The organism is Petropleomorpha daqingensis (assembly GCF_013408985.1).
Classification (GTDB): Bacteria; Actinomycetota; Actinomycetes; order Mycobacteriales; family Geodermatophilaceae; genus Petropleomorpha; species Petropleomorpha daqingensis.
Genome location: NZ_JACBZT010000001.1, coordinates 2,987,886 through 3,007,174, shown reverse-complemented (window position 1 = coordinate 3,007,174; position 19,289 = coordinate 2,987,886). Strand labels below are relative to the sequence as shown.

Genomic DNA, 19,289 nt, shown 5'->3' with positions numbered 1-19,289 from the left:
CTCCCCGACCTCAGCCCTGCGCCGCCTGCACCGCCGTCGTGACGCCGCTCGGCGAGAGGTCCTCGAGCTGCTGGCCGTCGACCTTGACGGTCGGCGTCTGGTTGACGCCGTCCTTCGACGCCTGGTCGGTGATCTCCTTGACCCAGTCGCCGTAGGTCAGGTCGCGGATGGCGGACTCGACCGACGAGCCGCTCGCCCCGGCCTGCTGCGCGTAGCTGATCAGCTGGTCGTCGGTCAGCCCGGAGCCGCCCTCGGGCGGCTGGTTCGCGTAGAGCAGGTCGTGGAACTTCTGGTAGGCGTCCGGCCCGGCGGCGTCGACGACGGCGGCCGCGGCGTTGAGCGCCCGGGTCGAGTACTTGTCGTTGGCGCTCGTGTCGAGGAACGCCATGCCGTGGTAGTGCAGCTGCACGGTGCCGGCGGACACCAGCGAGGCGAGCGTGCTGCCGGTGGTCTTCTCGAAGTTGTCGCAGACCGGGCACTGGAAGTCCTCGTAGAGGTCGATCGTCACCGGCGCGGAGGTCTGGCCGACGACGATCACCTGCCCGCTGTCGACGGTGTTGGCCGGGACGGCGGCGTTCGCGGCGGTCGCCGTCCGCGAGTTCTGCACGACGATCGTGACGACGACGGCGGCCACCACGATCACCGCGGCGACGACGGCGCCGATCAGCGTGCGCTGCCGGCGCTGCGCGCGGGCCCGGGCGGCGGCCTCGGCGGCGCGCCGCTCCTCGATGCGGGCGCGGGCGGCGCGGCGCTTGGCGTTATCGGGCACGGGCGAACTCCTCGTTCGGAAGCGGGCGGCCGCCCAGGGCCAGCCGGGAGCGCGGCCAGCGGGCGAGCGCGAGGGCGACGAGCAGCAGGGCTGCGTCGCGCAGGACCTCGGTGGGATAAGCGGTGTCGGCCTTCGCGATCGCACCGCCGCCGCCGAAGCAGCCGCAGTCGATGGCGAGGCCGCGGGCCCAGGCGGAACCGACGCCGACCAGGTAGACCACCAGCAGCACGGCCGAGGCGATGGCCGCCGTCCGGACGAACACGCCGACGATCAGCGCGAGCCCCACGAAGACCTCCAGGACCGGCAGGCCGAAGGCGACCGGTGCGACGAGGGCCTCGGGCAGCAGCCGGTAGGCGCGCACCGCGCGGACGGCGGCGGCCGGGTCGGGGATCTTCAGCAGGCCGGCGACCAGGAAGACGCCGCCCAGCAGCAGCCGGGCGGCGGTGGCCAGCCAGAGTGCGACGGCGGCGCGCTTGTCTCCCACACCTACACAGTCGTGCGGTGCCCCGGAGAAGTTCCGTGGATCGGCTGGGAACTTGCTGTGAGAACGCCGGAGGCCGCGGCCGGGCACGATGAGGGACGACGGGGCCACCGAGGAACGGAGTGCCGATGCCCGGCTGGGCCTGGACGCTGATCGGCGTCGTCGCCGGCCTGCTGCTGCTGTGGGTGCTCCTCATCGCGGTGCTCTGGGCGACCCGCCCCGACGAGATGCGGCTTTCCGAGCTGCTCCGGCTGCTGCCCGACCTCCTGCGCCTGCTGCGCCGGCTGGCCGCCGACGGCACCCTGCCCCGCGGCGTCCGCGTCCGCCTGTGGCTGCTCCTGGGCTACCTCGCGCTGCCCATCGACCTGGTCCCCGACTTCATCCCCGTGCTGGGGTACGCCGACGACGCCGTCGTCGTCGCGCTGGTGCTGCGCTCGGTGGTCCGCCGGGCCGGGACCGACGCGCTGACCCGGCACTGGCCGGGCACCCCGGACGGCCTGGACGCGGTGCGCCGGCTCGCGCGACTGCCTGCCTGAGAACGACGCGGCCCCCGCCTCGCCGGAGGGCGAGACGGGGGCCGGACGTGCAGGGGAGATCAGGCCTTGCGGAGAACGGCCTCGATCTCGAGCTCGACGGTGACCTTGTCACCGACGACGACGCCGCCGCCGTCCATCGGCATCTTGATGTCGACGCCGAACTCGTTGCGGTTGATCTCGGTCTTGGCCGAGAAGCCGGCGCGGTAGCCGCCGTAGGCGTCGGCGCCGAAGCCGTTCAGCTCGAGGGCCAGGGTGACCGGCTTGCTGTTGCCCTTGAGGGTCAGCTCGCCGTCGACGAACCAGTCGGCGCCGTCGGTGCGCACCGCGGTCGACCGGAAGGTCATCTGCGGGTGGGTGTCGACGTCGAAGAAGTCGGCCGAGCGGATGTGCGCGTCGCGCTGCTCCTGCCGGGTGTCGATCGAACCGAGGTCGATGGTGGCGGTCACGCTGGACTGCGCCGGGTCCTCGGCGGTGACGAGCTCACCGGAGAACTCGCGGAAGTAGCCGCGAACCTTGCTGACCATCATGTGGCGGACGGAGAAGCCGACCGTCGAGTGCGACGCGTCGATGTCCCACGTGCCCGCGACGTAGCCGGGGATCTGGGTGGCGAGAGAGCTCGTCATGGTGGTGGTGCCTCCGAGTAGTTGAGCTTTGTACCTTCTGCCCGTCGCTAGCGTAGTTGAGAGCTTGACTATTCCGCCAGTACTCTGGACGCATGAGCACGCAGGTGTCGCCTTCGTCACAGAGGGCCGTGCCGGCGGACGGGCCGCGCTGGCTCGACGCCGAGGAGCAGAAGGCGTGGCGCGCCTGGCTGTTCAGCTCGATGCTGCTGCAGGACCGCCTCGACCGCGAGCTGACCCACGAGACCGGCATCTCGCACGCGTACTACGAGATCCTCGTGGCGCTGTCCGAGGCCCCCGAGCGCATGCTGCGGATGAGCCAGCTCGCCGACCGCTGCCTCTCCTCCCGCAGCCGCCTCTCGCACGCCGTCTCCCGGCTCGAGGAGCGTGGATGGGTGCGCCGGCAGACCTGCGAGGGCGACGGCCGCGGGCTGCTCGCCGTCCTCACCGACGAGGGCTTCGCCGCGCTCGAGGCGGCCGCCCCCGTGCACGTCGAGGGCGTGCGCACGCACCTGTTCGACCAGCTCTCCCCCGCCCAGGTCGCCGCGATGCGCGACATCGGCGAGACCCTGCTGAAGCACCTCGACCCGCCCACGGCCCCCGTCTCGGCGTGACCCCCACGGTTTCGCGCGCATAACCGCCCGCGGTCAGGCGCGCGAAACCTCGCGGATCTCCAGGTGTGGTGAGCTCTTGCGGGGATCCCCTGCACCCGGGGTCGGCAGCGCGCGGCTAAGCGCGCGAAACCTCGCGGAAGTACTTGTCGGGGGTGATCGGGAGGTCGCGGACGCGCAGGCCGGTGGCGTGCCAGTAGGCGTTGCCGACGGCGGCCGCGGCGCCGGTGATGCCGATCTCCCCGATGCCCTTGAGCCCCAGCTCGTTGACCAGCGGGTCCTCCTCCTCGAGCCAGGAGATGTCGATCTCGCCGATGTCGGCGTTGGTCGCGACGTGGTACTCGGCGAGGTCGTGGTTGGCGTAGTGGCCGAGCCGCTCGTCGGTCAGCGTCTCCTCGTGCAGCGCCATGGAGACGCCCATCGAGAAGCCGCCGAGGAACTGCGAGCGCGCGGTGCGGGCGTTGATGATCCGTCCGGCCGCGTAGACGCTGGTCGCCCGCGGCACCCGCACCTCGCCGGTGTCGGCGTCGACCCGCACCTCGACGAAGTGCGCCCCGAAGGAGTGCATCGAGTGGGTCTTCGCGGCCGGCGTCTCCCCGTCGAACCCGCCGTCCACGACGAGCCCCTCCGCCGGCGGCTCGCCGGACAGCCGGCGGCGCACCTCACGAGCGGTGAGCACGATCGCCGAGCCCCACGAGGCCGTTCCCATCGAGCCGCCGGCCCCGCCGGCCTGCGGGAGCGCCGAGTCGCCGATCCGCAGACGCACCGAGTCGAGATCGGTCTCCAGGGCGTCGGCGGCGATCTGCGCCAGCGCCGTCCACGCGCCGGTGCCGATGTCCGAGCCGTCGATCTCCACGACGTAGTGCCCCGGGTAGGCGGTGATCCGGCAGTCGGCCTTGCGCCGCTTCGTCGGATAGGTCGCCGCGGCGACGCCGGTGCCGATCAGCCACCTGCCCTCCTGCCGCTGCCGTGGCCGCAGATCGCGTCCCGCCCAGCCGAACCGCTCGGCCCCGGTGCGCAGGCAGGCCACCAGGTTGCGGCTGGAGAAGGGCACGTCCCGCTCGGGATCGCGCTCGGGCTCGTTGCGGATGCGCAGCTCGACCGGGTCGATCCCGAGCTCGGCGGTGAGCTCGTCCACCGCCGACTCCAGCGCGTACATGCCCGGGGTCTCCCCCGGCGCCCGCATGATCGTCGGCGGCGGGACGTCGAGCCGCGCGAGCCGGTGCGTCGTCCGCCGGTGCGGGGCCGCGTACATCACCCGCGTCGCCGTCGCGGTCTGCTCGGCGAACTCGCTGATCCGCGAGGTGTGCTCGACGACCTCGTGGCTGATCGCGGTCATGCGGCCGTCGCGATCGGCGCCCAGCCGCATCCGCTGGATGGTCGGCGTCCGGTGCCCGACCAGCGAGAACATCTGCTGCCGGGTCAGCTCGAAGACGACGGTGCGCCCGACCACGCGGGCGGCCATCGCGGCCACGATCTGGTTCGGGTGGGTGAACGCCTTGGACCCGAACGCGCCGCCGACGTAGGGCGAGATCACCCGCACCTGGCCCGGCTCCAGGTCGAACGCCTCGGCCAGGTCGCTGACGATGGTGTGCGGCCCCTGGTCGGCGTCCCAGAGGGTGAGGGAGTCGCCGTCCCAGCGGGCCATCGAGACGTGCATCTCGATCGGGTTGTTGTGCTGCGTGGGCGTGGAGTAGGTGACGTCGATGCTCACCGGCGCCGCGGCCAGCGCACCGTCGACGTCCCCGATCACCGAGTCGGTGTCGAGACCGGCCATCACCTTCTCGGGGGCGTAGAGGTCGGGCCGGTCGGCGGACAGCGCCACGTCCGGCGGCTCGGCGGCGTACTCGACGGCGATCTCGCCGACGGCCGCCTTGGCGATCTCCGAGCTCTCCGCGACGACCGCCGCGACGATCTGCCCCTGGTAGTGCACGTCGAGGGACTGCAGCACCGGCAGGTCGGAGGACAGGTTGCCCGACAGCCGGGGCGCGTTGGCCGGGGTCAGGACGGCGAGGACGCCCGTCATGGCCTCGGCGCGGGTCGGGTCGAGCCGCGTGATCCGCCCGCGGTTGACCGTGCTCTGCACGACCGCGAGGTGGCAGATCGGCTCGCCCGGGTCCTGCTCGTAGGCGTAGGGCGCGGTGCCGCGGACCTTCTGCGGCCCGTCGACGCGCGGGATGCCCGCGCCGAGGACGCGGTCGAGGGTGGTCACCGGGCGACCTCCAGCAGGGTGCGGACGACGAGGTTGCGGGCCAGCGGCACCTTGAAGCCGTTGTCGCGCAGCGGGGTGGCGGCGGCCAGCTCGGCGTCGGCGGCCGCGGCGAAGGACTCCTCGGTCGCGGGCCGGCCGCGCAGCGCCTCCTCCGCGGTGGTCGCCCGCCACGGCCGGTGCGCCACGCCGCCCAGCGCCAGCCGGACGTCGCGGACGACGCCGTCGGCGACGTCCACCGCGGCCGCGACGCTGACCAGCGCGAACGCGAAGGACGCCCGGTCGCGGGCCTTGCGGTAGCGGGATCGGGCGGCGAACGGGAGCGGCGGCAGCTCGATCGCGCTGATCAGCTCGCCGTGCCGCAGGGTGGTGTCGCGGGACGGGTCGTCGCCGGGCAGCCGGTGCAGCTCGGCGATCGGCACCGCGCGCTCCCCCTCGGGGCCGAGCACCTGCACGACCGCGTCGAGCGCGACCAGGGCGACCGCCATGTCCGACGGGTGGGTGGCGATGCAGGCGCCGGGGCCGTCGAGGGTCTGGCCGAGGATCGCGTGGTTGCGGTGCACGCCCTCGAGCGCGCCGCAGCCGCTGCCGGGTTCCCGCTTGTTGCAGGGCCGGGTGACGTCGGTGAAGTAGGTGCACCGGGTGCGCTGCAGCAGGTTCCCGCCGGTGGTCGCCCGGTTGCGCAGCTGCCCGGACGCCCCGGCCAGCAGTGCCTGGGCGAGCACGGGGAACCGCTCGCGGACCCGCCGGTCGGCGGCGAGGTCGGCGTTCGGGACGGCGGCGCCGATGCGCAGTCCGCCGTCCGGGAGGTCGGTCACCTCGGCGGAGGTGAGGGTGCGGACGTCGACGAGCACGTCGGGCGTGGCCACACCGAGCTTCATGAGGTCGACGAGGTTCGTGCCGCCACCCAGGAACGCCCCGGACGGCTCGGCGGCCAGCAGGGCGACGGCGGCGGCCGGGTCATCGGCGCGCTCGTAGCGGAACTCCCTCACCGCACGCCCTCCTTCTCGGCGACCGCGGCGACGGCCGGGACGATGTTGGCGTAGGCGGCGCAGCGGCACAGGTTGCCGCTCATCCGCTCGCGGATCTCGGCGTCGGTGAGGGTCACGCCCTCGGCGGTGAGGTCCTCGGTGACGTGGCTGGGCCAGCCGGCGCGCGCCTCGGCCAGCACGCCGGCGGCCGAGCAGACCTGGCCGGGCGTGCAGTAGCCGCACTGGAAGCCGTCGTGCTCGACGAACGAGTCGTGCAGCGGGTGCGGCCGGTCGTCGGTGGCCAGCCCGTCGGACGTGATCACCTCGGCGTCCCCGACGGTGACCGCGAGCACCAGGCAGCTGTTCACCCGCCGGCCGTCGAGCAGCACGGTGCAGGCCCCGCACTGGCCGTGGTCGCACCCCTTCTTCGGGCTCGTGTTGCGCAGCCGCTCGCGGAGCGCGTCCAGCAGCGTGGTGCGGGTGTCGACGGTCAGCGACCGTGCCGCCCCGTCGACCCGCAGCGTGATCTCGGTGTCCACAGGAACCCTCCTGCCCCCGCGACCCGGGAAGTCAAACCGGCCACCGGAGCGCCGCCGATGGCACGATCCGCGCCGTGTCCGCGCCCGAGCCCCCGGTCTCCTGCCGGGTGCTCGGGCCGCTGGAGGTGCACGCCGGAGGCGGTCCGCTGCCGCTCGGGGGGCGCAAGCAGCGGCTGCTTCTGGCGGTTCTGCTGCTCGCCTCGGGCCGCACCGTCTCCGCCGACCGGCTGGTCGACCTGCTGTGGGGCGAGGAGCCGAGCGACAAGGTCCGCAACACCCTGCAGGTGAACGTCTCGACGCTGCGCAAGCTGCTCCTGGCCGGGGAGACCGGGCTGACCGTGGCGCGCCGCGAGCCCGGGTACGCCATCGACATCGCGCCCGACGAGCTCGACCTGCTGCGCTTCCGCGCCGCGGTCGACGAGGGGCGCTCTGCGCTACGGGCCGGCCGCCCGGACGCCGCGGTCACCCTGCTCGACGAGGCGCTGGCGCTGTGGCGGGGCGCCGCGCTGGCCGACCTGGCCGACGAGCCGGGGCTGCAGGCGGAGCTCGGGGCGCTCGAGGAGGACCGGCTGGCCGCCGTCGGCACCCGGATGGAGGCGCACCTCGCGCTGGGCCGGCACGCCGAGATCACGCCCGAGCTGTCCGACCTCGTCGCCGCGGCGCCGCTGCACGAGCACCTCCGGGCGCTGCTGGTGCTGGCGCTCTACCGCAGCGGCCGGGCCGCCGACGCGCTCGTCGTCCTCCGCCAGGGCCGACGGGTGCTGGCCGAGGAGCTCGGCGCCGACCCGGGGCCGGAGCTGCGGGACCTGGAGCGGGCGGTGCTCGCCTCGGAGGACCTGCGCGGCGTGGAGCGCGAGGGCAACCCGTTCCTGGTCTTCACCGACGGCGGCGGTGCGCAGCGGGTCGTCGTCCTGGACCGGGCCCGGTCCCCGGTGACCGTCGGCCGCTCACCGGACAACGCGGTCGGCCTGAGCTGGGACCCGGAGGTCTCCCGCGCCCACGCCCGGCTCGAGTGGTGCCGGCTCGGGTGGGTGCTGGTCGACGCCTCGCGCAACGGCTCGCTGGTCGACGGCAAGGAGGTGCGGGGACGCCGGCTGCTCCGCGACGGCGCCGTCGTCACGGTCGGGACGACGCCGCTGCTGTTCCGCTCCTCCGGGCCGGCCTCGGCGCCGGCGGCGGAACCGGACCGCGCCACCGTGCAGGGGTCCGGCGCGCTGCTGCGGGGACTGCCGCCGGTGGAGAGCGACGTGCTGGCCGCCGTCCTGGCCGCCGCGCCCGGAGCCTTCCGGGTCGGCCGGCCGGAGGAGCTGCTCGCCGAGGCGCTGGCGCTGCCGGTCGAGGAGGTCGACGCCGTCCTCGGTGCGCTGTGCCGCCGGCTCGGGGTGCGCGACAGCGGACCGGCCCGGGTGCCCGACCTGGGCACCCGGGCGCGGGTGCTGGGGATCGTGCCCACCTGAGCACGCTCAGGCGGACAGCGCGTCGAGGATCTCCTGCAGGACGCCGGTGCTCTCGGGCGAGGCTGCGTCGGCCCGCTGCGGCTGGTCGGCCGCTGCCTCGATGCCGCTGTCGTCGTCGGCGAGCGAGCTGGAGGAGTAGCCGTACTCGGCCGTGGCCTCCCAGTAGACCCACCCGTCGGCCTCGACGAACACGTAGCTGACCGACGCGTAGGCGTAGGCGGTCGAGTCGGCCGGCTCGTAGTAGTCGGCGTAGCCGTCGTGGTCGACGTCGTAGTAGAGGGTGTCGGTGTAGCCGTCGAGGTTCTCGTCGACGCCCCAGACGTCGGGATAGGCGTCGCCGTCGGTGTCGACGCCGACCTCTTCGACGTAGCCGTCCTCGTCGGAGTCGAACGCCCAGGTGTCGGCGTAGCCGTCGAGGTTCGTGTCGGCGGCGATCTGCTCGACGACGCCGTCCTCGTTCCAGTCGATCGCCCAGGTGTCCTCGTAGCCGTCGCCGCTGTTGTCGAAGCCGTAGGCGTCGATGTAGCCGTTCGCGTCGGTGTCGTACACGTTGACGTCCACGGTGTCGGCCGAGGCCGGCCCGGCGAAGGCCAGGCCGAAGGCGAGGGCGGTGGCGGGGACGGCGGCGCGGAGCAGGGTGCGCGAGATGCGGGACATGGCGGGGGCCTTCCTCGGTGGTGGGAACCGGAGTCGGCTCCCGGTGCGAGGAAGGTCCTGCGCGGCGCTGAAGAGGCGCTGAAGTCAGCCGGTCGGCTGGGACTGCGGCGCCTCCGACGCGGCTCGTGGCTCGGGGATGCCGGCCGCCGGCGTGATGTTGGCGTTGTGGTGGAAGACGTTGTCCGGGTCCCAGATCGCCTTCAGCGCGGCCAACCGGCGGTATTTGGCCTCGCCGTAGGAGTCGCGGACGCGGGATTCGTCGACGTCGGCCTCGAAGTTCACGTACGTCGCGCCGGACGGCGCGAACGGGCGCATCGCGTCCCAGAAGCCGCGGGCCCACTGGCGGTCGGCGGCGAAGGCGTCCTCGGCCTCGACCGGGGTCATGGCGATGATGCTCAGGGCCCACTTCGCGCTGCGGGGGCTGCCGAAGGCGGTGGCCTCCTCGGGCATCTGCCGGTACCGGCCGCGGAGCGGGAACATCGGCGCGTACGACATCGGGCACGTGATGCGCGGCACCCACTCGAGGTAGGCCGCGATCGCCTCGTCGCTGAGGTCGTCGAGCGTGATGCCCTTGTCGTAGGCCCGGACGCCCCACGGGTTGCCCTCGTCGAGCATCTGCTGCAGCGCCACGTACGGGATGGGCATGGCGAACTCGACCGCCGCGCCCCGACCGCGCAACGGCGCGATCGCTGCAGCGTGGGCGGCCGCGTCGCCCCACCCGGCGACCACCACGGCGACGCCGGGTGCGCCCTGGTGCTCGGGCGGGATGAAGGGCAGCGGCGGGGCGCACATCCCCACCACGGCCTCGCCGATGGAGTCCGGCAGCGAGAACAGGTGGTCGAACACTCCCGGCAGGGCGGCGGCAGCGTCCTCGGCCCGCCAGAAGAAGAAGCCGACGTGGGCCATCGGGTCGACCTCGTGCAGCTCGAACACCAGCTCGGTCACCACGCCGAAGTTGGTGCCCGCACCCCGCAGCGCCCAGAACAGGTCGGGCTCGGTCTCCGCGGAGACGGCGACGACGCGGCCGTCCGCGGTGACCAGGGTGGCGCTCACCAGGTTGTCGCAGCTCAGTCCCTGCTGCGAGAGGAGCCAGCCCATGCCGCCGCTGAGGGTCAGCCCCGCGACCCCGGTGTGGCTGACCGTCCCGCCGACCACGGCCAGCCCGTGCGGCGCCGTCGCCGCGTCCAGAGCAGCCCAGGTCGCGCCGCCCCCGACCGTGGCGCGGCGGGTCGCGGGATCCACCCGGACCTCGTTCATCCGGGACAGGTCGATCATGACGGCGCCCTCGGCGACCGCGTTGCCGGCGCCGGAGTGGCCGCCCCCGCGCACGGTCAGGTCCATCCCGGCGGAGCGGGCGGCGAGCACCGCGCGGGCCACCTCCTCGGCGGTGGTGGGCCGCACGATCGCGGCCGGCTGCCGCCGGATGTCGGCGTTCCAGATCGCGGCGGCGCGCGCCTCCTCGAAGCCGTCGTCCGCCGGGGTGAGGACCTCCCCCGCGCGGCGGAGTTCGGGAATCGCGGTCTCCAGTGCCATGTCTGCCCCCTGGGGTCGACGGCCTGCGGCCCCGTGCTGAGCCCGGGCCGGACAGCCGCGCACCCTGGCACGGTGCCGGGGCCCGGTGGAGGGGGACCGTCCCGTCCGCACCGCACCCCGGGCGAGGCGTGACCCTCGGCAGACGCGCCGTGGCCGCCCGTTCCGGCGGGCCGGGTCAGTGCCGGACGCCGTCGAGCCAGATGGTCCACGGCTCGATCGACACGGTGCGCAGGATCTGCAGCGGCTCCCACGGATCGGCGGCGAGACGGCGCTCGACCTCGGCCTCGTCGTCGCCCCGGACCACGAGCAGCACGCGGTTGCCGGTGCCGAGCGGCCCGCCGAGCAGCACGAACCCGTCGTCGACCAGACCGTCCATGAACGCGGCGTGCTCGTCCCAGCCGGGTTGCTGGCGGCGGGCCTGCCCGTCGACCCACCCGGGCCCGTTCGCCAGGGTCACCACGAAGTGCGGCATGCCCGCGACGCTAGGAGGGCCGTCGGACAGTTCAGACGGGTCGGACGTCGTCCGGCGGGGCGGGCCAGCGGGGGACGCCGACGACGTCCGGGCCGTCGCCCAACGGCGTCGTGAACTCCGGCGGCCGCTTCTCGAGGAACGAGACGACGCCCTCGCGCGCGTCGGGACCGGCACCGAGCTGCATCAGCGCCTGCGACTCCAGGCGGTGCGAGTCCCACGGCGAGGGCGCGCCGAGCATCGACCACAGCAGCTCGCGGGCCGCGGCGACGGCGACCGCGGAGGTGTTCTCGACGATCTCGGCGGCCAGCGCGTGGGCGGTGGGCAGCAGGTCGTCGTCCGGGACGACGCGGGAGACGAGCCCGCCGCGCAGCGCCTCGGCGGCGTCGAAGACCCGCCCGGTGGCCACCCACTCCATCGCCTGGCTGATGCCGACCACCCGCGGCAGGAACCAGCCGGAGGCCGCCTCGGGAATGATTCCGCGGCGGGCGAACGGGAAGCCGAACCGGGCGGACTCGGCGGCGATCCGGATGTCCATGGGTAGGGTCATCGTCGCCCCGACCCCGACGGCGACCCCGTTGACCACCCCGATCACCGGCTTGCGCATGGCCGCGAACGCCAGCGCGACCACCCCGCCGCGGTCGCGGGGGACGCCGCCGATCGATTCGCTCATCGGCCCGCTCGGCCGGTTCGCCAGCCGCTTCCCGTCGAAGGTGTCCCGACCGCGGGAGAGGTCCGCGCCGACGCAGAACGCCGACCCGGCCCCGGTGACCAGCAGGACGCGGACCGCCTCGTCGGCGTCGGCCTGCGCGCAGGCCTGGACGATCTCGTCGGCCATCGTGCCGGTGAAGGCGTTGCGCTGGTCCGGGCGGTGCAGCGTGAGGGTGGCGACGCGCCCGTCGACCGCGTACCGGATCTCGGAGAAGCTCACCCGAGCGCCCCGGCGACGGCCAGCCGCGCGACCGCGTCGAGGTGCTCGGCCTCGTCGCCGAGCAGGAACCGGTCGACCTTCGCCCGCCGCCAGAACAGGTGCGCGTCGTGCTCCCAGGTGAAGCCGATGCCGCCGTGCACCTGGATCAGCGTCTCGGCCGCCCGCTCCAGCGCGCTCGCTGCGGTCGCCTTCGCGGCGGCCGCGGCCAGCGGGAACTCCTCGGGTGCGGCGTCGGCGGCCCACGCCGCCCACCACACGAGCGAGCGCAGCTGCTCCACGCCCGCCCAGGCGTCGACGAGCATGTGCTTGACCGCCTGGTAGGAGCCGATAGGGCGGCCGAACGCCTCCCGCTCCTTGGCGTAGGCGACGCCGAGGGCGACCGCGCGGTCGGCCGCGCCGAGGTCCTCCGCGGCCAGGACGACGGCGCCGGCCAGCCGCGCGCGGGCCCACAGCTCGCCGGCGTCCTCGACCAGCACCCGCCGCGAGGTCAGCCGGACGTTCGCCAGGCCGCGGGTCGCGTCCATGGGCTTCCCGGGCGTGGCCTCGCCCTCGCCGACGACCAGCGCCGTCCCGTCGAGGGCGAGGAACGTCGTGGCGTCGGCGGCGTCGATCGAGGGCGCCGAGCCGTCCGGGGAGCCGTCGACGACCGCGAACGCCGCCGAGCCGTCGGCGAGCTGCGCGGCCAGCTCCGGCTGGTCGGCCAGCAGCACCGCGGCGCGGGCGGCGGTGACCAGCGACGGGCCGGCGAGCACCGCGCCGCCCTGCTCGGCGACGACGGCGAGGTCGAGCAGCGAGCCCCCTCCCCCGCCGGCGGACTCCGGCACCGTGATGCCGAGGAAGCCGATGTCGGCCAGCGCCTTGCGGCCCGGGCGCACCGGTCCCGCGCCCTCCAGCGCCTGCCGGGCCGCGCCGGGCGAGGCCTGCTCGGTGAAGAACTCCTTCGCGCCCGCCGCGGCGTCGCGCTGGTCCTGGTCGAGGTCGAAGTTCACGACTCACTCCCGTCAACTCGCCCACTCAGGCGGCCTGCGCCCCCGCTGAACGGTGCGGTCTTGTCGGTGCGGGGTTCCGGCGGCAGCCCGAGCACGCGTTCGCCGAGGATGTTGCGCAGCACCTGGTCGGTGCCGCCGGCGATGGCCAGCCCGGGCAGGTAGGCCTGCGTCTTCTGCCAGGTGTCGTCGCCGTCGGCGGTGGCGGCGTAGACGGCCTCGTCGCCGAGCAGCCGTACCCCGGCGTCGGCGATCAGCTTCGCCGCCGTCGTCCCGCCGAGCTTGCCCGCGCTGGCCTCCGGACCGGGGATGCCGCCCTGGCTGAGCACGGTGAACCGGCGGTAGCCGGTGTAGCGGGTGGCCAGCGCGGCGGCGACGGCGCGTCCCACGGCCTGCCGCGCCAGCGCCTGCTGCTCGGGGGTCAGCGACGGCAGCCGGCCGCGGGCGTGCGCGGCGAGCACCTCCGGGGAGAGGCCGAGGTCGGTGCCGGCCCCGCCGATGGTGACCCGCTCGTTCATCAGCGTGGTCAGCGCGACCCGCCAGCCCTCCCCCGGCTCGCCGAGCCGCTCGGCGTCGGGGATGCGGACGTCGTCGAAGAACACCTCGTTGAACCCGGCGCCGCCGGCCATCTGCCGCAGCGGCCGCACGGTCACGCCGGGCGCGTGCATGTCGACGACGAACATCGTCAGGCCGGCGTGCTTGGGCCGGCTCGGGTCGGTGCGGGTGAGCAGGATGCCGTAGTCGGCGACGTGGGCCAGCGTCGTCCAGACCTTCTGCCCGTTAACGATCCAGTCCTCGCCGTCGCGGACGGCGGAGGTGCGCAGGGCGGCGAGGTCGGAGCCGGACGCCGGCTCGCTGAACAGCTGGCACCACACGTCGTCGGCGCGCAGCAGCCGGGCGAGGTAGCGGCTCTTCTGGTCGTCGCTGCCGTGCGCGATGACCGTCGGGCCGCACATGCCCAGGCCGATGTGGTTGATCAGCGCCGGGATCCGCGCGCGGGACAGCTCCTGCGCGACGATCGCCTGCTGCACCAGCGTGCCGCCCTGCCCGCCGTGCTCGCGCGGCCAGGTCACGCCGACCAGCCCGTTCTCGGCGAGCACCCGCTCGGTGCGGCGGAAGTCCGCCTCGTGACGGGCCGGGTCGGGGGACTGCTCGCCCGGTGCGACGTGCACCAGCTCGTCGGCGTGCTGCTCCAGCACGGAGCGCACGTGCGACCGGAAGGCGGCCTCGTCAGGGGTGTCGTCGAAGTCCACGGCGCGCCTCTCGTCGTCGAGCGGGGTCTGCTTCGGAGCCTGGCATCCGGTCGCGGTAACGGTCAACGGTGACCGTTCGGCGTCCCACGGCCTACGCTCGCGCGGTGACCGCCCCGGCCGACCCGTCCCCGCCGGACGGCGGCGCGCGGGCGCGGCGCACCGCCGACAGCCGGGCGCTGATCCTCGAGGCCGCCGTCGACTGCCTGGTCGAGGAGGGCTACGCCGGCGCCTCGACCCTCGCCGTCCAGGCGCGCGCCGGGGTGTCGCGCGGGCGGCTGCTGCACCACTTCCCGTCACGCGCCGAACTGCTCGTCGCCGCCGCGCAGTACCTGGCCACCAGCTCGCTGGCCGAGCTGCAGGAGCGCGCCACCGCGCTCATGGCTGGCCAGCCGGCCGGCCCGGCACGGGTCGACCAGGCGATCGACCTGATGTGGGCGACGTTCCACGAGCCGCCGTTCTGGGCCGCGCTCGAGCTCTGGACGGCGGCGCGCACCGACCCCGCCCTGCGCCGGGCGCTGCAGGTGGAGGAGAAGCGGCTGCGCGCCGCGATCCAGGCCGTCGCCGACGGCATCTGGGGCCCGGAGGTCACCGGCGCGCCCGTCTACGGCGAGCTGTGCCAGCTGCTGTTCACCAGCATGCGCGGCGTCGCGCTGGTCTACGCGTTCGAGGAGCGGACCCCGGCCACGGACCCGCACGTCACGCTCTGGAAGCGGCTCGCCCGGCGGCTGCTCTACGGCGCTCCGGACGAGTGACGCGGGGGCCGGCGCGGGTAAGCATGACGACATGCAACCCGGGGCCCACGGGTACGTGTTCGGATCGGCGGAGCCCGATCCGGAGCTGGCCCGGCTGGCCGCGCTGGGCGAGGTCTACGGCCGGGCCACGGAGGAGTGGCTGGACGCCGCCGGCCTGGAGCCGGGGATGACCGTCGTCGACCTCGGCTGCGGGCCGGGCGGGGTGACCCTGGCGGTGGCCGATCGGGTGGGCCCGACCGGCCGGGTGATCGGGATCGACACGGTGGACCGTCCGCTCCGGCTGGCCCGGCACCGGGCCGCCGAGGCCGGCCTGACCCACGTCACCTTCGAGCGTGCCGACATCACCACCTGGCGGCCGGCCGGGCAGCTGGACGCGGTCGTCGGCCGGTTCATCCTCGTGCACATCGACGACCCGGTCGCGCAGGTCGCGCTGGCCGCCGACCTCGTGCGGCCCGGCGGGGTCGTCGCCTTCCTGGACGTCGCCCTGTGCACGCGGGCCGCGCAGCCCGAGCTGCCGCTGCTGACCACGTACAACCGTTGGCTGCTGGAGACCTTCCGACGGGTCGGGCGGCCGGTCGACATGGCGCTGCGCCTGGCCGCGGCCTACACGGCCGCCGGGCTCAGCCGCGTCACGCTCACCTCCGCTGCCCCCGCCGAGCGGGGTGGCGACGCCGTGGGCCTGGGGCTGGCCGGCGGGGACGTGACCAGCCTGCTGCCGCTCATGGAGCGGGTGGGCGTGACGACCGCCGACGAGGTCGGCCCGGAGACCTTCGAGCGGCGGCTGCGAGCCCAGGCCGCCGAGCGCGACGCGGTGCTGCTGAACCCGCTCGTCGTGGGCGCGTCGGCGCGCACCCCGGTCCGCCGCGCGCCGGTGCCCCCGCCGCGACGCGGTCAGGGTTGACCGTCCGGGATCCCCGCGGAGAGCATGACCGGCACCACACCCCGTGCCGCGAGGAGTTTCCGCATGAGCGTCCAGATCCCCGTCCTGCAGGGCCGCGGCATGACGACGAGCGACCAGCTCGCCCGTTGGGCGCGCCGGACCCCGGACGTCGCGGCGCTGCGGTTCGACGGCACGGGGCTGACCTACCGCGAGCTCGACGAGCGGGTCACCCGGCTGGCCCGGGCGCTGGCGGACCGGGGGGTCGGCGTCGGGGACCGGGTCGCCGTCCTGGCGCTCAACGCCATGGAGGTCTGGGAGGCCTACCTCGCCGGGGTGCGGCTGGGCGCCATCGTCGTCCCGGTCAACTTCCGGCTGGTCGCCGACGAGGTCGCGTACGTGCTCGCCGACAGCGGCGCGGTGGCGATCGTCGTCGACACCCCGCTGGCCGAGGTGGCGGCGAAGGCCCGCGAGCAGGTGCCGGACGTGCGCACCGCGCTGGTCGTCGGCGGCGGCAACGCCGGGCCGGGCAGCGAGGACTACGAGGCCGCGCTGCAGGCGGCGTCGGCCGAGCCGTTCGATCTCGTCGTCGACGAGAACGCCCCCGCGTTCATCATGTACACCTCCGGGACGACGGGCCGGCCCAAGGGCGCGGTGCTGACCCACCACAACCTGCTGATGCACGCGTTCAGCCAGATCGCCACCTACGGCGTGGACCCCACCTCGGAGAAGGTCGGCGCTCCCGGGGCCCCGATGTTCCACATCGCCGGGCTGGCCGGTGGGCTGCCGCCGCTGCTGCTCGGCGGCACCCACGTGATCATCCGCTCCGGCGGCTTCGACCCCGTGGCGACGCTGGACATGATCGAGCGGGAGCGGATCAACAGCCTGTTCCTGGTGCCGGCGATGTGGGCCGCCGTCGTCGCCGTCCCCGACATCGCCTCCCGCGACCTGTCCTGCCTGACCCGGATCTCGTGGGGCGCGGCGCCGGCATCGACCACGCTGCTGCGCACGATGATCGACACGTTCCCGCAGGCCGAGGTGATGACGGCGTTCGGGCAGACCGAGTGCAGCCCGGTCACCACGCTGCTGCGCGGCGAGGACTCGGTGCGCAAGATCGGCTCGGTGGGCACGCCGATGCTCAACGTCGAGGTCCGCGTCGTCGACGAGCTGATGAACGACGTGCCGCGCGGCGAGGTCGGCGAGATCGTCTACCGCAGCCCGATGGTCATGAAGGAGTACTGGAACAAGCCCGAGGCGACGGCGGAGGCGTTCGCCGGCGGCTGGTTCCACTCCGGCGACCTCGTGCGCGAGGACGAGGACGGCTACTACTACGTGGTCGACCGCAAGAAGGACATGATCATCTCCGGCGGGGAGAACATCTACTGCGCCGAGGTCGAGGACGTGCTCGCCGGGCACCCCAAGGTCGCCGAGGTGGCGCTGATCGGCGTCGCCGACGAGAAGTACGGCGAGGCGCCGCTGGCCGTGATCAGCCCGCGCGACCCGGCCGACCCGCCGACGCCCGAGGAGCTGGCCGAGTTCTGCCGCGAGAAGCTGGCCCGCTACAAGAACCCGAAGCACTACTCGATCGGCGGCCCGCTGCCCCGCAACCCCAGCGGCAAGATCCTCAAGACCGAGCTGCGCACCCAGCACAAGGCCGGCTCCCTGGTCGCCGACCCGGTGGTCTGAGCGCGGCCACGATCAGCTGCGCTGAGCCAGGACGACGCACGCCCTCGCCGTGTGGTCGCGAACCGCGCGGCGCAGCGCGAGGGTGCCGACCACACCGCGCGGCAAGTGGGCGCGTGGCACCCCGTGCCACCTGTGAGGTGGGCCACGCTAACGTCCGGGACGGACCCGTACCGAGAGGACGCCGATGACCGCGACACAGTCCCCCGCCACCAGCTGGCCCGCGTGGCTGCCCCGCTCGCTGGAGTACCCGCAGGTGCCGGTCGGCTCGATCCTGCGCGCGGCGGTGCGGCGCTGGGGCGACCGTGAGGCGTTTCTCCACCACGACGTCCCGCTGACCTTCACCGAGCTGGGCCGCCGCGCCCACGCGGTCGCCAACTGGCTGGCCGACCACGGCATCGGCCGCGGGGACGTCGTCGCCGTCCACCTGCCGAACTCGCGGCAGTACCCGGCCGTCTACTACGGGATCCTGCTGTCCGGGGCGACGTTCTCCCCCACCAACCCGCTGCTGCCGCCGGCCGAGCTCGCCGCGCAGCTCACCGACGCCGGTGCCCGGGTGCTGGTCACGTGGGAGCAGGTGCTGCCCGTCGTCCGGGCCGCGCTCCCGGCCACCACGGTGGAGACGGTCGTCGTCACCGGCCCGGCGCACGTGCTCGACTTCGCCGCCCGGCTCGAGGGTCTGGGCGAGGGCGAGCTCGACCTGGCCGAGCTGCTCGCCGGCGACGACACCGACCGGCACCTCGACGCCGGCATCGACGTCGTGAACGACCTCGCGCACCTTGCCTACACCGGCGGCACGACCGGGGTGAGCAAGGGCGTGGAGCTGATGCACCGCAACGTGGTCACCAACGTGCTGCAGTCGGCGTGCTGGACCTCCGGCGGGCTGCCGACGCTCGACGCCGAGGGCGACGTGACCGTCGAGCAGGTCGGGCCCGAGGAGGAGTACCGCACCAAGCTCGGCACCGCGACGATCATCAACCTGACGCCGTGGTTCCACGCCATGGGCGCGATCGGCTACCTCAACGGCATGGTCATGGGCGGCACGACGGTCGTCATCCACGACCGGTTCGACCCGGCGAAGTACCTCGCCGACGCCGTCCGCTACCGGGTCTCCAGCATCGGCGGCGCGCCGCCCATCTTCGTCGCGCTGCTGCAGGTGCCGGGCATCGAGGACGCCGACCTGTCCAGCGTGCGCGGCATCTCCAGCGGCGCCGCCCCGCTGCCGGTGCCGCTCATCGAGAAGCTCCGGAAGCTGTTCCCCGACGCCCCGATCGGCGAGGGCTACGGCCTCACCGAGGTCACGATGATGGCTACCGGCAACCCGTCGTTCCGGTCCGGCACCCGCAAGCCGGGCACCGTCGGCGTGCCGATCTTCGACACCGAGATCTCCATCCAGCCGCTCGGCGGCGGCACGCCGCTGCCGCCCGGGGAGCGCGGCGAGGTCTGCATCCGCGGCCCGCAGGTGATGCACGGCTACGCGCACCGGCCGGAGGCCACCGCCGAGGCGATCGACCCCGACGGCTGGTTCCACACCGGCGACGTCGGGATCCTCGACGAGGACGGCTACCTGTCCATCGTCGACCGCACCAAGGACATGCTGCTCTACAAGGGCTACAACGTCTTCCCGCGCGAGCTGGAGGAGAAGCTGTTCGCGGTGCCCGGCGTGGCCGGGGCGGCCGTCGTCGGCCGGCCCGACGAGGAGGCCGGGGAGCTGCCGGTCGCCTACGTCGTCCGCAAGGCCGACGACAACGGGGCCGCGCTCACCGCCGAGTCGGTCATGACCGCGGTCAACGACCAGGTCGTGCACTACAAGCGGCTGCGCGACGTCGTCTTCATCGAGGCGATCCCGGTGTCGGCGGCGGGCAAGGTGCTCAAGCGCGAGCTGGCCGCGCGGGAGAGGGCGACCACCGGGACGGCGTGACCGGGGCGCCACGGCGCGGCGGATACCCTCCGCG

19 protein-coding genes are annotated in these 19,289 nt (G+C 74.3%); 7 read left to right on the top strand and 12 right to left on the bottom strand.

Annotated elements, in window-relative coordinates:
• Positions 1-10: 10 nt before the first annotated feature.
• Complete coding sequence (locus tag GGQ55_RS14855) at positions 11-769, bottom strand: DsbA family protein (RefSeq protein WP_179717960.1); 759 nt, start codon at positions 767-769, stop codon at positions 11-13.
• Complete coding sequence (locus tag GGQ55_RS14850; protein ID WP_179717958.1) at positions 759-1,253, bottom strand: MauE/DoxX family redox-associated membrane protein; 495 nt, start codon at positions 1,251-1,253, stop codon at positions 759-761. Before GGQ55_RS14850 ends, GGQ55_RS14855 begins: the two co-directional genes overlap by 11 nt.
• Positions 1,254-1,378: 125 nt before the next feature.
• Between GGQ55_RS14850 and GGQ55_RS14845 the strand changes: the two genes are divergently transcribed.
• A complete protein-coding gene (locus GGQ55_RS14845) occupies positions 1,379-1,786 on the top strand; it encodes a YkvA family protein (protein WP_179717956.1) in 408 nt (135 codons plus the stop codon).
• 59 nt (positions 1,787-1,845) lie between these two features.
• Here the strand turns inward: GGQ55_RS14845 and GGQ55_RS14840 are convergent, their stop codons facing one another.
• Complete coding sequence (locus GGQ55_RS14840) at positions 1,846-2,409, bottom strand: YceI family protein (protein WP_179717954.1); 564 nt, start codon at positions 2,407-2,409, stop codon at positions 1,846-1,848.
• A gap of 92 nt (positions 2,410-2,501) precedes the next feature.
• On the opposite strand from GGQ55_RS14840, the gene GGQ55_RS14835 reads away from it, so the two are divergent.
• Positions 2,502-3,020, top strand: a complete 519-nt coding sequence (locus GGQ55_RS14835; RefSeq protein WP_179717952.1) for a MarR family winged helix-turn-helix transcriptional regulator — start codon at positions 2,502-2,504, stop codon at positions 3,018-3,020.
• Between the two features lie 115 nt (positions 3,021-3,135).
• Here GGQ55_RS14835 and GGQ55_RS27880 read toward each other — a convergent pair whose 3' ends face one another.
• From GGQ55_RS27880 to GGQ55_RS14820, 3 genes are read right to left on the bottom strand one after another with little or no spacing between them, the layout of a single operon-like run.
• Positions 3,136-5,229 carry a xanthine dehydrogenase family protein molybdopterin-binding subunit gene (locus GGQ55_RS27880; RefSeq protein WP_179717951.1) on the bottom strand — a complete coding sequence of 698 codons (2,094 nt, stop codon included), beginning with the start codon at positions 5,227-5,229 and terminating at the stop codon, positions 3,136-3,138.
• Positions 5,226-6,218, bottom strand: coding sequence for an FAD binding domain-containing protein (locus tag GGQ55_RS14825; RefSeq protein WP_179717949.1), 993 nt, complete (start codon positions 6,216-6,218; stop codon positions 5,226-5,228). Before GGQ55_RS14825 ends, GGQ55_RS27880 begins: the two co-directional genes overlap by 4 nt.
• Positions 6,215-6,736: a 2Fe-2S iron-sulfur cluster-binding protein gene (locus GGQ55_RS14820; protein WP_179717947.1), complete on the bottom strand. Its 522-nt coding sequence runs from the start codon at positions 6,734-6,736 to the stop codon at positions 6,215-6,217. Before GGQ55_RS14820 ends, GGQ55_RS14825 begins: the two co-directional genes overlap by 4 nt.
• A gap of 74 nt (positions 6,737-6,810) precedes the next feature.
• Here GGQ55_RS14820 and GGQ55_RS14815 point away from each other — a divergent pair, with 74 nt between their 5' ends.
• The gene (locus GGQ55_RS14815) at positions 6,811-8,193 is read left to right on the top strand and encodes a BTAD domain-containing putative transcriptional regulator (RefSeq protein ID WP_179717946.1); all 1,383 of its coding nucleotides are present in this window, start codon (positions 6,811-6,813) and stop codon (positions 8,191-8,193) included.
• A gap of 6 nt (positions 8,194-8,199) precedes the next feature.
• Here GGQ55_RS14815 and GGQ55_RS14810 read toward each other — a convergent pair whose 3' ends face one another.
• The 6 genes from GGQ55_RS14810 to GGQ55_RS14785 all read right to left on the bottom strand — a co-directional run bounded on the left by GGQ55_RS14810 (position 8,200) and on the right by GGQ55_RS14785 (position 14,022).
• Positions 8,200-8,850 carry a hypothetical protein gene (locus tag GGQ55_RS14810; RefSeq protein ID WP_179717944.1) on the bottom strand — a complete coding sequence of 217 codons (651 nt, stop codon included), beginning with the start codon at positions 8,848-8,850 and terminating at the stop codon, positions 8,200-8,202.
• A gap of 84 nt (positions 8,851-8,934) precedes the next feature.
• Positions 8,935-10,383: an FAD-binding oxidoreductase gene (locus GGQ55_RS14805; protein WP_179717942.1), complete on the bottom strand. Its 1,449-nt coding sequence runs from the start codon at positions 10,381-10,383 to the stop codon at positions 8,935-8,937.
• A gap of 175 nt (positions 10,384-10,558) precedes the next feature.
• Entirely contained in the window at positions 10,559-10,855 is a 297-nt protein-coding gene (locus tag GGQ55_RS14800) for a YciI family protein (RefSeq protein ID WP_179717940.1), read from the bottom strand.
• Between the two features lie 31 nt (positions 10,856-10,886).
• Complete coding sequence (locus tag GGQ55_RS14795; protein ID WP_179717938.1) at positions 10,887-11,783, bottom strand: enoyl-CoA hydratase-related protein; 897 nt, start codon at positions 11,781-11,783, stop codon at positions 10,887-10,889.
• Positions 11,780-12,772 (bottom strand): acyl-CoA dehydrogenase family protein, encoded by a 993-nt coding sequence (locus tag GGQ55_RS28450; protein WP_179717936.1) that lies wholly within the window; start codon positions 12,770-12,772, stop codon positions 11,780-11,782. The genes GGQ55_RS14795 and GGQ55_RS28450 overlap by 4 nt, the downstream gene beginning before the upstream one ends.
• Complete coding sequence (locus tag GGQ55_RS14785) at positions 12,769-14,022, bottom strand: acyl-CoA dehydrogenase family protein (RefSeq protein WP_179717934.1); 1,254 nt, start codon at positions 14,020-14,022, stop codon at positions 12,769-12,771. The genes GGQ55_RS28450 and GGQ55_RS14785 overlap by 4 nt, the downstream gene beginning before the upstream one ends.
• Before the next feature lie 104 nt (positions 14,023-14,126).
• Between GGQ55_RS14785 and GGQ55_RS14780 the strand changes: the two genes are divergently transcribed.
• The 4 genes from GGQ55_RS14780 (at position 14,127) to GGQ55_RS14765 (ending at position 19,255) form a co-directional block, all read left to right on the top strand.
• The gene (locus GGQ55_RS14780) at positions 14,127-14,774 is read left to right on the top strand and encodes a TetR/AcrR family transcriptional regulator (protein WP_179717932.1); all 648 of its coding nucleotides are present in this window, start codon (positions 14,127-14,129) and stop codon (positions 14,772-14,774) included.
• Between the two features lie 31 nt (positions 14,775-14,805).
• The gene (locus tag GGQ55_RS14775) at positions 14,806-15,675 is read left to right on the top strand and encodes a class I SAM-dependent methyltransferase (RefSeq protein WP_179717930.1); all 870 of its coding nucleotides are present in this window, start codon (positions 14,806-14,808) and stop codon (positions 15,673-15,675) included.
• A gap of 63 nt (positions 15,676-15,738) precedes the next feature.
• Positions 15,739-17,337 carry a long-chain-fatty-acid--CoA ligase gene (locus GGQ55_RS14770; RefSeq protein WP_179717928.1) on the top strand — a complete coding sequence of 533 codons (1,599 nt, stop codon included), beginning with the start codon at positions 15,739-15,741 and terminating at the stop codon, positions 17,335-17,337.
• A 184-nt stretch (positions 17,338-17,521) separates the two neighbouring features.
• On the top strand, positions 17,522-19,255 hold the full coding sequence (locus GGQ55_RS14765; RefSeq protein ID WP_179717926.1) for a class I adenylate-forming enzyme family protein: 1,734 nt from the start codon (positions 17,522-17,524) through the stop codon (positions 19,253-19,255).
• The last annotated feature ends 34 nt before the right edge of the window (positions 19,256-19,289 follow it).

Excerpts from the sequence above, each read along its gene's own strand:
- GGQ55_RS14835 (WP_179717952.1), top strand. The coding sequence starts at position 2,502 with ATGAGCACGCAGGTGTCGCCTTCGTCACAGAGGGCCGTGCCGGCGGAC.
- GGQ55_RS14765 (WP_179717926.1), top strand. The coding sequence starts at position 17,522 with ATGACCGCGACACAGTCCCCCGCCACCAGCTGGCCCGCGTGGCTGCCC.
- GGQ55_RS14770 (WP_179717928.1), top strand. The coding sequence starts at position 15,739 with ATGAGCGTCCAGATCCCCGTCCTGCAGGGCCGCGGCATGACGACGAGC.
- GGQ55_RS14810 (WP_179717944.1), bottom strand. The coding sequence starts at position 8,850 with ATGTCCCGCATCTCGCGCACCCTGCTCCGCGCCGCCGTCCCCGCCACC.
- GGQ55_RS14775 (WP_179717930.1), top strand. The coding sequence starts at position 14,806 with ATGCAACCCGGGGCCCACGGGTACGTGTTCGGATCGGCGGAGCCCGAT.
- GGQ55_RS14800 (WP_179717940.1), bottom strand. The coding sequence starts at position 10,855 with ATGCCGCACTTCGTGGTGACCCTGGCGAACGGGCCCGGGTGGGTCGAC.
- GGQ55_RS14805 (WP_179717942.1), bottom strand. The coding sequence starts at position 10,383 with ATGGCACTGGAGACCGCGATTCCCGAACTCCGCCGCGCGGGGGAGGTC.
- GGQ55_RS14840 (WP_179717954.1), bottom strand. The coding sequence starts at position 2,409 with ATGACGAGCTCTCTCGCCACCCAGATCCCCGGCTACGTCGCGGGCACG.
- GGQ55_RS14845 (WP_179717956.1), top strand. The coding sequence starts at position 1,379 with ATGCCCGGCTGGGCCTGGACGCTGATCGGCGTCGTCGCCGGCCTGCTG.